This is a genomic window from Mycobacterium sp. NGS22 (genome assembly GCF_059813095.1).
The window spans coordinates 43,440-55,220 of record NZ_JCALDY010000008.1 but is presented as its reverse complement, the minus strand read 5'-3'; the positions used below and the strand labels follow the sequence as shown (position 1 = coordinate 55,220).

The 11,781-nt window shown below is 66.9% G+C and carries 13 protein-coding genes; 10 read left to right on the top strand and 3 right to left on the bottom strand.

From position 1 onward, the window contains the following. Positions 1-81: 81 nt before the first annotated feature. The 5 genes from AC5Y47_RS09730 (at position 82) to AC5Y47_RS09710 (ending at position 4,321) form a co-directional block, all read left to right on the top strand. On the top strand, positions 82-1,296 hold the full coding sequence (locus tag AC5Y47_RS09730) for a GNAT family N-acetyltransferase (protein WP_499943743.1): 1,215 nt from the start codon (positions 82-84) through the stop codon (positions 1,294-1,296). A 115-nt stretch (positions 1,297-1,411) separates the two neighbouring features. Next, complete coding sequence (locus AC5Y47_RS09725) at positions 1,412-2,041, top strand: TetR/AcrR family transcriptional regulator (RefSeq protein WP_499943742.1); 630 nt, start codon at positions 1,412-1,414, stop codon at positions 2,039-2,041. Beyond that, positions 2,038-3,249, top strand: coding sequence for an acyl-CoA dehydrogenase family protein (locus tag AC5Y47_RS09720; RefSeq protein WP_499943741.1), 1,212 nt, complete (start codon positions 2,038-2,040; stop codon positions 3,247-3,249). The genes AC5Y47_RS09725 and AC5Y47_RS09720 overlap by 4 nt, the downstream gene beginning before the upstream one ends. Before the next feature lie 42 nt (positions 3,250-3,291). Then, positions 3,292-3,720, top strand: coding sequence for a hypothetical protein (locus tag AC5Y47_RS09715; protein ID WP_499943740.1), 429 nt, complete (start codon positions 3,292-3,294; stop codon positions 3,718-3,720). 25 nt (positions 3,721-3,745) lie between these two features. Further along, positions 3,746-4,321, top strand: coding sequence for a DUF998 domain-containing protein (locus AC5Y47_RS09710; RefSeq protein WP_499943739.1), 576 nt, complete (start codon positions 3,746-3,748; stop codon positions 4,319-4,321). Here AC5Y47_RS09710 and AC5Y47_RS09705 read toward each other — a convergent pair. Together AC5Y47_RS09705 and AC5Y47_RS09700 are read right to left on the bottom strand one after the other, a co-directional pair. Further along, complete coding sequence (locus tag AC5Y47_RS09705; RefSeq protein WP_499943911.1) at positions 4,315-5,103, bottom strand: thioesterase family protein; 789 nt, start codon at positions 5,101-5,103, stop codon at positions 4,315-4,317. The two genes, AC5Y47_RS09710 and AC5Y47_RS09705, sit on opposite strands and share 7 nt — an antisense overlap. A gap of 106 nt (positions 5,104-5,209) precedes the next feature. Further along, a complete protein-coding gene (locus AC5Y47_RS09700) occupies positions 5,210-5,704 on the bottom strand; it encodes a UCP032817 domain-containing protein (protein WP_499943737.1) in 495 nt (164 codons plus the stop codon). A 68-nt stretch (positions 5,705-5,772) separates the two neighbouring features. Between AC5Y47_RS09700 and AC5Y47_RS09695 the strand changes: the two genes are divergently transcribed. Continuing rightward, positions 5,773-6,000 carry a hypothetical protein gene (locus AC5Y47_RS09695; protein WP_499943736.1) on the top strand — a complete coding sequence of 76 codons (228 nt, stop codon included), beginning with the start codon at positions 5,773-5,775 and terminating at the stop codon, positions 5,998-6,000. Positions 6,001-6,316: 316 nt separating this feature from the next. Next, positions 6,317-7,708, top strand: coding sequence for an HNH endonuclease signature motif containing protein (locus AC5Y47_RS09690; RefSeq protein ID WP_499943735.1), 1,392 nt, complete (start codon positions 6,317-6,319; stop codon positions 7,706-7,708). Between the two features lie 41 nt (positions 7,709-7,749). Here the strand turns inward: AC5Y47_RS09690 and AC5Y47_RS09685 are convergent, their stop codons facing one another. After that, entirely contained in the window at positions 7,750-8,466 is a 717-nt protein-coding gene (locus AC5Y47_RS09685) for an NUDIX hydrolase (protein ID WP_499943734.1), read from the bottom strand. Between the two features lie 122 nt (positions 8,467-8,588). On the opposite strand from AC5Y47_RS09685, the gene AC5Y47_RS09680 reads away from it, so the two are divergent. Genes AC5Y47_RS09680 through AC5Y47_RS09670 form a run of 3 tightly spaced genes read left to right on the top strand, consistent with a single transcriptional unit; the run spans position 8,589 to position 11,779 of the window. After that, complete coding sequence (locus tag AC5Y47_RS09680) at positions 8,589-9,005, top strand: DUF5313 domain-containing protein (RefSeq protein WP_499943733.1); 417 nt, start codon at positions 8,589-8,591, stop codon at positions 9,003-9,005. A gap of 17 nt (positions 9,006-9,022) precedes the next feature. Beyond that, positions 9,023-9,517 carry a MarR family winged helix-turn-helix transcriptional regulator gene (locus AC5Y47_RS09675; protein ID WP_499943732.1) on the top strand — a complete coding sequence of 165 codons (495 nt, stop codon included), beginning with the start codon at positions 9,023-9,025 and terminating at the stop codon, positions 9,515-9,517. Positions 9,518-9,574: 57 nt separating this feature from the next. Next, a complete protein-coding gene (locus AC5Y47_RS09670; RefSeq protein WP_499943731.1) occupies positions 9,575-11,779 on the top strand; it encodes a molybdopterin-containing oxidoreductase family protein in 2,205 nt (734 codons plus the stop codon). Positions 11,780-11,781 lie beyond the last annotated feature (2 nt).

The window sequence follows — 11,781 nt, the reverse complement described above, 5'->3', positions numbered from 1 at the left end:
CCCGCCAGCTGATCTGCTTCGGCCGACCGTCAGTGTCGAGCCGCGCACTCCAAAGTTCTTGCCTCGCGGCATGATAGGCCGGTGAACACCGAAATCCGCGTGCTCGACACCGAGGAACAGCTCATCGCGGCGTCCAACGTGTTCCGCACGGCGATGGTCGGATTCCCGCCGCTCAGCCTGCAGCCCGGCCAGATCGGCACCCTGCTGGAACCGGGGCGCACTATCGGGGCGTTCGTCGACGGCCGACTGGTCGGCACCGCAGATGCCGTGACCAGCCGGCTGACGCTGCCCGGCGGAGCGATCGTCGGCCATGCCGCTGTCACGCACATCGGGGTGCTGCCGTCGTCCACCCGGCAGGGCATCGCCACCGAGTTGGTGCACCACCAACTACGCGACTTCGCCGCCCGCGGCGAAGTGGTCGCGACGTTGCGGGCGTCGGAGGCGACGATCTACGAGCGCTACGGCTACGGCGTGGCGAGTTCGGTGCAGAGCGTGGAGGTCACGACGGCGCGGGCGGCGTTACGTCCCGGCGCCGGCTCGGGGGGTCCGGTTCGGTTGTTGGATGCGGCCGAAGCGTGGGAGCTGCTGCCGCGCATCTACTCCGCGCATCGGCCGTCCCGACCCGGCAGCCTCGACCGATCCCAGGTGTGGTGGCAGAGCGTGCGGCTGCGCAACGAATCATCTCCGGGGCCTTCGTATTTCGCGGTGCACGGTGAACCGGGTGCCGAGTCGGGCTTCGTGCGCTACCGTCCCATCGACACCGAGAAGTGGTTCGTCAGCGATCAGCGCACCATTGTGGTGGAAGACCTCTTCGCACCAAGCCCCGACGCCTACCTCGGGTTGCTGCGGTTCCTCTTCGGACTGGATCTCATTGACCGCGTGGTGTTCTGGATGCTGCCCCTCGACGATCCGCTGCCGGTGCTGCTGCGCGATCGGCGGGCCGCGAAGGTCACCGCGGTGTACGACGAGACCTGGCTGCGCATCGTCGACGTCGCAAAGGCCCTGGCGGCCCGCCGTTATGCCGGTGCGGACTCGGTCACCATCGCCGTCGATGACCCGCTCTTGCAACAGAATTCGGCCACCTACGCTGTCACCGGCGACGGTGCCGAGCCGACCGGGGAGCGTCCGCAACTGCGGGTCGGAATCGCCGGGCTCGGCAGCGTACTGCTGGGCGGCGCGACCTGGGCCGGCCTCGCGGTGGCCGGACTGGTGCAGGCGGAAGATCCTGCCGTGCTGGCGGCGGCCGATCGGTTGTTCGCCGTGCCGCAGGCGCCCTACGCCGGGTTCTACTTCTGACGAGGATCGTCGTTCGGTGCGGGAAGCTGCGGCTTGGTGGTCCTCGCCTGACGGCCCGGTGATGCTTGCCACAGATTTTGCCGGTCACGTCGGTGAGTGAGTACTCTCTCACCTTATGGGAACCGCTGGACGCGACCGGCTACTCGCCGAAGCGCTGAAGCTGTTCGCGGCCAAGGGGTACGCGGCCACGTCGGTGGCCGACATCCAACGGGCGTCGGGTCTGGCACCCGGATCCGGGGCGCTCTACAAGCACTTCGGCTCCAAACGCGAGTTGCTGGAAGCCGCCGTCGCACACCGCATCGACGGGGTCGTCGCCGCCCGCGAGCAGTACGACGCCGAAGAGCCCGAGGGCGTCGAACACGCCGTGCGCACCGCAGGCCGGCTGATCTGGCACCACATGAAGGAAAGCGAGGATCTGCTGAAGGTCATGCTCCGGGAGCCCGACGAACTCGGCGACCTCGACGACAAGACCTGGCAGGTGATCACCGACAACGCCTACCAGCGATTCGCCGACGAACTCGCCGCGTCCAACCGCACCGGCCGCACCGACATTCCGGATCCCGAGGCGGCCGCGGCAGTGGCCATCGGATCGCTGTCGTACGCCGCGACGCTGCAGGCGCTGACCGGTCGGCTGCCCGGCAACATCGACGAAGACCGCTACTTCGAGGCGTGGGTGAATCAGACGCTCAGCGTCCTCGCGCAGTACCGAACACCGAAATCGACACCATCAGGAGCACAGCCGTGACTTTCAACATGCAACTCAGCGACGACGTGATCGAGGTGCGCGACTGGGTGCACAAGTTCGCCGCCGACGTGATCCGCCCGGCCGCCGCCGAATGGGACGAGCGCGAGGAAACCCCGTGGCCGGTGATCCAGGAGGCGGCGAAGGTCGGTCTGTACTCCCCGGACTTCTTCGCACAGCAGGCCGCCGAGGAGACCGGACTGGGCATGCTGACCGCGTTCGAGGAGATGTTCTGGGGTGACGCCGGCATCGCGTTGTCCATCATGGGCACCGGGCTGGCCGCAGCGGCGTTGGCGGGCAACGGAACTCCCGAGCAGCTCGGACAATGGCTGCCCGAGATGTTCGGCACCGCCGACGAGCCCAAACTGGGTGCGTTCTGCTCCTCGGAGCCCGACGCCGGTTCCGACGTCGGCGGTATCCGCACCAGGGCGCGCTACGACGAGGCGACCGGCGAGTGGGTGCTCAACGGCACCAAGACCTGGGCCACCAACGGTGGTATCGCCAACGTGCACATCGTGGTGGCCTCGGTCTATCCCGAACTCGGCACCCGGGGCCAGGCCAGCTTCGTCATCGGGCCCGACACCAAAGGCCTTGCGCAGGGCCAGAAGTTCAAAAAGCACGGCATCCGCGCGTCGCACACCGCCGAGGTGGTGCTCGACAACGTCCGGTTGCCCGAGGACGCGATCCTGGGTGGCCGGGAGAAGTTCGAGGCCCGGATCGCCCGGGTCAAGTCCGGCGCGTCCGCCGGCGGACAGGCGGCGATGAAGACGTTCGAGCGAACCCGGCCCACCGTCGGCGCGATGGCCGTCGGCGTGGCCCGCGCCGCCTACGAGTACGCACTCGACTACGCCTGCCAGCGTGAGCAATTCGGCCGCAGGATCGGCGAGTTCCAGGCGGTGGCGTTCAAGTTGGCCGACATGAAGAGCCGGATCGACTCTGCCCGGCTGCTGGTATGGCGGGCCGGCTGGATGGCGCGCAACAACCAGAACTTCGAATCCGCCGAGGGCTCGATGGCCAAGCTGGTCGCCAGCGAGACCGCCGTCTACGTCACCGACGAGGCGATCCAGATCCTGGGCGGCAACGGTTACACGCGCGACTACCCGGTGGAGCGGATGCACCGGGACGCCAAGATCTTCACGATCTTCGAGGGCACCAGCGAAATCCAGCGCCTGGTGATCTCTCGCGCGCTGACCGGGTTGGCTATCCGCTAGGCCGCGCCGAGGTTCCGTCGGGCGGCTGCCATGATGGCAGCCATGGCGATTGCGTTGGATTCGGCGGTTGCCGCCGACAGTGAATCGGTGGTGGGCTCGATCGTCGTACAGGACAGCGTCGCGGTGGCGGGTTCAGTCGCGATTGCCGGCAGCGTCGCGGTGGCCGGGTCGGCGACGACCGCAGGAAGCGTCGCGGTCGCGGGATCGGTTGCGACCGCGGGCAGCGTGGCGGTCGCGGCATCGGCGGCCACTGCCGGCAGCGTCGCGGTGGTCGCAAGCCTGCTGACGGTGGTGTGCGTCGCCGTGCGGGAATGCGTGGCGTGCCTGGCCTGCGTGGCCTGCACCCGCTGCGTTGCCTGCTTCGCGTGCGTGCGCTGCACCGATTGCGTCGGTTGCATCGGCTGCGTGAACTGCTCGGGTTTGCGAAACGTCAAGGGCGCCAGGAACATTCATCTGGTTCCCGCGGCGTGAGTAGGCACGGAAGAGGTTAGCTGGCTTGGCAGCGCGACTCGGGGCCGTCCTGTGGATCCTGGGACCAGTCGGATACCTGCTCCTGGAGGCGATCGCGGCAACCGCCCTCGGATCCGATTACAGCTACGCGCACAACTACATCAGTGACCTCGGCCTGTTCGGTCCTCGGACGCGCCTGATGCATTTCGCGTTCTGCTGGCAAGGCGTGCTGTTCCTGCTCGGAGCGGGCTTGATCATCGGTCGGCCGCCCATGGGCGGCGCCCGTGTCCTGCTCGGCCTGGCCGCCGCGAATGCCGTCGGCAACTGCATAGTCGGCACCGTGCACCGCGGCACGTTGCACGCCATCGGGGCCGTGCTGGCGATCGTGGGCGGAAACGCCGCCATCGTGGCCGGTTCGGGCCTGCTCAGTCAGCGCGCCTGGTACCGCAGGGTCTCCAAAGCGATTGCAGCGCTGGGTTTCCTATGCTTTGTGGGATTCGCCAGCGGGTTGCCGGTGTTGCAGTCGATTCCCAAGGGCACATGGGAACGCGGCAGTGTGTACTCGATCCTGTTGTGGCAGTTGCTCACCGCGCTGTGTCTGCTGAGTGATCGGGATCATTGACCGTCCGGTGGCTTCGCCGAGGTGGGACGGAATCCGGATTGCGCGATGGCGACCGCGACACCATTGCCTATCGGCCCGTTCTGGTCGACGAGGACGGCCGCGCCGGTGGCGACCCCGTCGTTGCTGTAGTGCGTCAGTGACGCAAGACCGATATGAGGTCCGTCGGGCAGTCGGCTCAGGGTGAGCGTGTAGTCGACGTTGATGAACTGCAACCCTTTGGTGCCCCAGTTGGCGATCGACGCCGTGATGTCGCCTGCCATTGCGGCACGGGTGAAGGGCGTGAACGGTTCGTCGTCGATCAGAGGCCGGGTCTCCTGTAGCCAGGTGTACTTGGGACCCTGCTGTTGCGTCCATTCCGGATCGGGATTCTGCACCTCGGTGCCCCAACCGTAGGTCCGGATGAACAGTGACTGGACGCCGTCCGGATCGGTTGGCAGCGGCGGCAGTTGCACCGGTGTCGACCACACCTGTCCGTCGGGCTGTTCACCGCGCCGCAAGAACAGCGCGCTGGCGTTCGCGACGATCGCCCCGTCCTGGATCATGGTGGCTTCGACGGTTCGCAGCCGTCGCCGGTCCTGCTGCACGCGGGTGTGCACCTCGAGCGGTTTCAGCGCGGTCGGCCGGGGCAGGTCGACAGTGAGCCGTGCCGGTTGGAACTGCGGGTCGTCGACCGCGCGTTCTGCCGCCCAGCCGAGCAGGCCGCCGACGACGTGGCCGCTCAGCGAAGGCCCCCAGCCCCCTCGGGCGATAACGGTTGGGACGTAATGGTTTTCGTCACGCACGAAGTACGGCAACGAAGCCGCGTCGGTGGCGTCGGGAAAATCGCCTGGCACATGATTTTTGTACAGCACACCCGGATCGGTTCTGCGGCGGGTCACGTCAACCCCGTCAGACGAGCCGCGCGGCCGCGGTCCGGATCTCGGTGACCCGGGCCGCCGGGATGCCCCAGGGATGTTCGACTCCGACCTGCTCGTCGAGGTCCCACAGCACGCATTGCTCACCGGGTTGAGCCACCAAGTGCCAGGCGATCACGGTGCGGCGCAGTTGCTCGTCGGCCGAATCGCTCGCCGCGCGGCTCCCCTCCGGCGCAGCACCATCGGGGTGGTGGTGCAGAAACCGGCCGTACGCCTGATCACAGAACGTCGCATATCTGGCGGTACACAGGATCAGACCGTGCCAGGCCTCGTCTACCGCGTGGGACGGCATGCCGATCACCTGTTTGTCCCGCAACGCCGGTGCGCAGCACCGAAGCCATTGGCGCAACCCGGTCTCGACGAGCGCGCGCGGCTGCCAGGGGCACGTCTTGAAGACGGCCTCCGGCAACTGGAGATCAGCGACCGCACGGCTTGCTCGTTCGTATCGATCGTGTCGTCGATACCGCACCGCATCACTGTAGAGCGGCGCATCGAGATACTGGCAGATACGCGTGATATCCGGCGTAACCTTGGCACATGTCGAGCGTCGTACTGGGCATCATCGGCGGGGCCGGTGGCCTGCTGCTCTGGGGCGTCGTCCAAGGTTTGCGCAACTCGCCAGACGCCCGACGCAACGGGGGCCGTGGGATCTGGTCGTCCGGATCGGGTTCGGACGGGTCGGGTGGTTGCGGCGGCGGCGATGCCAGCGGTTGCAGTGGCGGCGATGGCGGGGGCTGCGGCGGCGGGTGTGGCGGCGGCGACTAGGTCTCGCCTCAGCGCGGATCGACGTAGGTTGGACGAATTGGCCGCTGCCGCAGACGTTTTGTGGTCGATGGACGCGACTCAACGAATGTAGTTGCCCACTAACGCATCTCGAGCTCAGCACGCAACCTGCGCCTGGTGACCACGCAGGAGGTGGGCGCACCGGCACCTCCTATCACCTCGGTGGACAACACCAGGCGCTATTGCGGGATGTCGACCGGTCGGGCTCCGCATCCGCACTTATCCACAGTTGAATGTTTGTGCACAGCTTCGTCTTTGGCTTCGCGTGCTTGTCGGTGCCCCTTCGTAGAATCATGGCATGCCGGCCAGCACGTACGCGGAGATCGAGGAGGTCCTCGTCGCGTATGGTGATGCTTTGGATCGGTTGTGCGAGTTGAGTTTTGATGCGCAGGACAATTCGCGGCGGCTGGAGATCATGGACCGCATCGAGCGGGGGATCCGTCGGGCGCGGGTGCCTCAGCACGCGTTGATCAATCAACTCGGTGCCGAAGCCACCGCCGGCGAGCTGGGTGGTTCGTTGCGCGAGGCGTTGGCGAATCGGTTGCGGATCACCAAGGCCGAGGCCGCTCAGCGCATCGCCCACGCCGCGGATCTGGGTCCGCGCCGCGCGCTCACGGGGGAGCCGCTGGAGCCGGTGTTGCCGGCGGTGGCCGCCGCCGAGCGCGAGGGGCTGCTCGGCGGCGAGCAGGTGGGGATCGTCCAGAAGTTCTTCAAGAAGCTGCCCGAGGCGGTGGACGCACCCACCCGTGCTGATGCCGAAGCCAAGCTGGTGTTGGTGGGCACCGGGTTTCGCCCCGACGAGCTGGCCGAATACGCCCGGGTCCTCAAGGACTGCCTCAAACCCGACGGCGACTTCGTGCCCGACGAGGCCGAGCGGGCCCGCAGCAGACGCGGCATCACCATCGGGCGCCAGCAGTCTGACGGCATGTCCAAGATCAGCGGGCTGATCTCCCCGCAGTTTCGGGCCACCCTGGAGCCGGTGCTGGCCAAACTGGGCGCCCCGGGAATGTGTAACCCCGCCGATGAAAACCCGACCGTCGACGGGCGCGCCCCGCAGGAGGCGGTGCAGCGTGATGCCCGCAGTGCTGAGCAACGCAACCACGACGGGCTGCTGGCCGCGCTGCGCGCGCTGCTGATGTCGAAAAAGTTAGGCCGCCATCACGGGTTGCCGACCTGCATCGTGATCACCACCACCCTGGCCGAACTCGAAGCCGGCGCCGGACACGGGCTGACCGCCGGAGGCACCCTGTTGCCGATGGCCGATGTGATCGCCCAAGCCAGCCACGCTTACCAATATTTGGCGGTGTTCGACAAGGACAAAACCAAAGCCCTCTACCACGGCAAGCGCATCGCTTCCCCCGAGCAGCGGCTGGTGCTGCTGTCTAAAGAGCGGGGTTGCACCTGCCCGGGTTGCACGGTCAAGGGCTACTGGACCCAGGTCCACCATCTGGAGGGCTGGTTCGCCAAGCGCCGCACCCACATCGACGAACTGACCCTGGCCTGCGGACCGCACAACCGCATGGTCGAACTACGCAAATACACCACCTGCCGAAACGCCCACGGCCAAACCGAATGGATCCCGCCCAAACACCTCGACCACGGCCGCCCCTACATCAACTGCATGCACCACGCCGAAAAACCACTCAAACCCGACGACGACGAAGACGACGACGACGACGACGAACCGTAGGGTCAGAACGCGTCCGTCCGGGACACTAGTGTCCGTACCGCCTACTTCCAGGCGAACAGCGGTTGCTCGAGTTCGTCGACCGGGTCGTGCTTGCCTTCCAAACACCACCATCGAAGTTGCAACAGCACGGCGCCAGTCGGTGCGTGAATCAAGTCGTTACCCAACGGTATCTGGACTACCGGACGCGGGCTCTCCGGGATCGTGATGAAGCGCGGGGAATCCTCACGCAGTAGTTGATGCAACCCCACTCGGTATACGGCGACCACCTCCGCCGGCGCCGGCCGCAGATCGAGCCGGCCACCGCCCCAGATGACCACCGGGGTGATCACGTATCCCGACCGGGTCGGGTAGTCGTCGAGCAGGCCCAGCACGGCCGAGCCGGGCAGCGTGACGCCGACCTCCTCGTCCAGTTCACGGAGCGCGGCGTCGACGGCGGTTTCCCCCGGGTCCAGCCGGCCACCCGGCAGCGCCCACTGCGCGGCATGCGACGAGAGACGAGATGTCCTGCGGCACAGGAGGAAAGCCGCACCGCCGGCTACGTCGACCATGTGTCCGTCCAGGCCGCCCGGCATTGGCCGGTCGGCGATCCAGTCGTCCACCGGCGCGGGGTCCACCCTGTCCTCGCCGGCCTCGGAATCGACGAGAACCACCGCTACCGCGGCATGCCGCTTCGTGGGGTCGGTCACCGCACGCCGCTCGTGCTGCGCCAGCCGGCCCCGAATCTGTTCACGCAGCGCGTCGTCGTAGCCGATGGTCACAGCTCGACCATAGGCCGTGCGACGACCAGCACGCACCCCGATGTGACTCGCCCAACATAGTTAGGGCGCTAACTATTGGCGTACTATGGGATACAAAGCAATTCCGAAACTCAGGAGCGATGATGGCTTCCGCGCGCCCGAACCTCTGGCAGTACCTCACGTACTCGTACGGACGGCGTCTGCCCGACTCGATGCGCGAGTGGGTTGCCAACGACCTCGCCGGCCCGGGCGCCATCCGCCGGCACATGATCCGGGTCTCGATACCGCCCCTATTCGTCCTTGCGCCGTTGTGGCTGCTGCCGGCGTCGTTGTACGTGCACCTGGAGATGACGGCGCCGATCTACATCTGGAGCCTGCTGATCGCGTTCGCACTGAACAAGGTGTGGCGACGACACCGCCTGGCGCAGCACGGTCTGGATCCCAATCTCGTCGACGTACTCAAGCGCCAACGCGACGCGCACATCCACGAGGACTACGCACGCCGCTTCGGGCCGCGCCCGGAATCAGCAGAGTGGCAGGCGAACAGTAGCCCGTTCTAGTGCGAGGAGCCGCGACGATGCGCCGACAAACGGCCACGGCAATTGCCCCGGACATCGACCCCTTGTCGTTGGAGCGTCAGGTCTGCTTCGCGCTGGCCGTGACCAACCGCGCGGTGCTGGCGGTGTACCGTCCGTTGCTCGAGCCACTCGGACTGACCCATCCGCAATACCTGGTGATGCTGGCCCTGTGGGACAACGCCAAATCCGGCGGAGCGCCACTTTCGGTCAAAGACGTTGCCGCGCTGCTGCAAATGGATCCGGCGACCCTTTCACCGATGCTCAAACGGCTGCAGGCGCAGGGCTTGATCACCCGTACCCGCAACGCCGCCGACGAGCGGACCACCCACATCGAGTTGACCCCGCAGGGGCGCAAGCTGCGTCGCCAGGCGCTGAAGGTTCCGCCGGCGGTGGTCGAACGGCTCGGTGTCGATCTTGCCGAACTCGAGCAGCTGCGTGAGGCGCTGACCAAGGTCAACGCCGCGGCCCTGGGGGTCGGCGCGCTCGACCTGTAGGGCGCTCCGGCGGCCGACCACGGGAAATACCGTAAGCCGTACAGTACGATCTTTTGGATGGCTGGCCATGTCGTCCACAAACCCACGTTCTGCCGGATCTGCGAGCCGTTGTGCGGCATGGTGGCCACCGTCGAGGACGGCAAGCTGGTGGCGTTGCGTCCCGACAAAGACCATCCGCTGTCCGCCGGGTTCGCCTGCCAGAAGGGTATTGCGTTCGCCGAGGTCGTCAACGATCCCGACCGGGTGCAGACACCGTTGCGCCGCACCGAGACCGGGTTCGAACCGGTGTCGTGGGACGACGCGCTCGACGACATCGCCACCCGCGTCGCGGCGATCCACCGCGCGCACGGCTCCGGCGCATTCGGCTGGTATTTGGGCAATCCGGCGGCGTTCAGCTACTCGCACCTGTTCGCCGCGATGTCGTTCATCAAGGGCATCGGCCGGCACAGCCACTTCTTCACGTCGTCGTCGCAGGACACCAGCAGTCGGCTCATCGCCAGTCAACTGCTTTACGGATCGCCGATGTCGGTGCCGATCCCGGACCTGTCGCGTACCGACCTGCTGGTCATGATGGGAGCCAATCCCGTTGTCTCGCACGGTAGTTTCCTGACCGCCCCACGCATCAAAGACCGCATGCACGACATCGTCAAGCGTGGCGGCCGCGTGATCGTGGTCGACCCGCGCCGCTCGGAGACAGCCGCCCAGTTCGAGTGGCTGGGCATTGTGCCGGACACCGACGCGTATCTGCTGCTCTCGCTGTTGGAAGTGATGTTCAGCGAGTCGCTCGTCGATCGCGCTGCGGTGGCGGACTGCGCCGACGACGTGGCATGGCTGGAACAGCAGTGCGCGCCGTTCACTCCGGAGCGCACCGAACGGCACACCGGGATCGCGCCGGCGACGGTGCGCACGCTGGCCAGGACGCTGGCCTCCACGCCGCGGGCCGCGGTGTACGGGCGCCTCGGCACCTGCGTGGGCAGACAGGGCACCCTGACCACCTATCTGATCGATGCGGTGAACCTGGTCGCGGGCAACCTCGACCGTCCGGGCGGCAGCGTCTTCAGCACCCTCGGGATGCCGGGACAGAAGTGGACGCTGAAGTTGGCGGGCTGGTCGCTGCGCCGCACCTACCGCCGCAAACGCACCCGCGTCGGGGGTTTCGGCGCGGCCATCGGGGCAGAACCCGCCGCGCTGATGGCGAAGGAGATCACCACGCCCGGCAATCGGCAGATCAAGGCGCTGTTCGTCGGGGCCGGCAATCCGGTGCTGTCGGTCCCCAATGGCGACGAATTGGAGCGGGCCGTTGCCGGTCTGGACCTGATGGTCGGGCTCGACCTGTATGTCAACGAGACGACGGCGCACTGCGACTACGTGCTGCCCGTCACCACGATGTACGAGCGCGACGACTTCGCCGTGACTTTCCAGACGTTCCAGGCCACGCCATTCCGTCAGGTCACCGAGGCGGTCGTGGAGCCGGTGGGCCAGGCGCGCACCGAGTGGGACATCATCACCGATCTGATCGCCCGAATAGCCACCCGCACACCGGTGTTCGCGGCGCTGTCCGGGTTGCGGCGCGTGCTGGCCGCGACGGGCAGAAGCATGCAGCCCAGGCCGGTGGTCGACCTGATGATCCGGATGTCCGAAGGGGGCGACCGATTCGGTATCCGGCGCGGCGGGTTGACCTTCCGCCGGCTGTCCGGCCGTCATCCGCACGGGGTCGTCGTCGCACCGCACCTCCGAACCGGTCTGCTGGACGAGGTGGTTGCATACTTCGGCGGACGAATCAAGCTGCGGCACAACGCTATCGCGCAGGAGATCACTGCGCTGTCGAATCGGGTTGCCCCGGTGGAGTACCCGTTGCGGATGATCGGCATGCGCGAATCCCGGTCGGAGAACTCATGGCTGCACAATTCTCCACTGTTGATGCGCGGCAACCGTTCTCACACCGCATTAATGCATGCCGACGACGCCGCGCAGCGCGACGTCGTCGAAGGGGATACGGTCACGGTGCGCTCGCCGTATGGGCAGATCACCATCGCAGTGGCGTTGAGCACCGATCTTGTCCGCGGAACCGTCGCCATTCCCCACGGTTGGGGCCACAAGGGCACCGGCAGATGGCAATTGGCCAACCGGGCCGGCGGTGCGAACGTGAATCAGCTGACATCCAGCGCTCCCGAGGACCTGGAGGCGCTGGCCGGCATGTCCTGGCTGACCGGGGTGCCCGTCGAGGTGGACGGGGCCGGCTTCGCCAACGGATCTCGGTAGCA

Coding starts and splice junctions, on each gene's coding strand:
- AC5Y47_RS09725 (WP_499943742.1), top strand. CDS start 1,412: ATGGGAACCGCTGGACGCGACCGGCTACTCGCCGAAGCGCTGAAGCTG.
- AC5Y47_RS09715 (WP_499943740.1), top strand. CDS start 3,292: ATGGCGATTGCGTTGGATTCGGCGGTTGCCGCCGACAGTGAATCGGTG.
- AC5Y47_RS09695 (WP_499943736.1), top strand. CDS start 5,773: ATGTCGAGCGTCGTACTGGGCATCATCGGCGGGGCCGGTGGCCTGCTG.
- AC5Y47_RS09690 (WP_499943735.1), top strand. CDS start 6,317: ATGCCGGCCAGCACGTACGCGGAGATCGAGGAGGTCCTCGTCGCGTAT.
- AC5Y47_RS09680 (WP_499943733.1), top strand. CDS start 8,589: ATGGCTTCCGCGCGCCCGAACCTCTGGCAGTACCTCACGTACTCGTAC.
- AC5Y47_RS09675 (WP_499943732.1), top strand. CDS start 9,023: ATGCGCCGACAAACGGCCACGGCAATTGCCCCGGACATCGACCCCTTG.
- AC5Y47_RS09670 (WP_499943731.1), top strand. CDS start 9,575: ATGGCTGGCCATGTCGTCCACAAACCCACGTTCTGCCGGATCTGCGAG.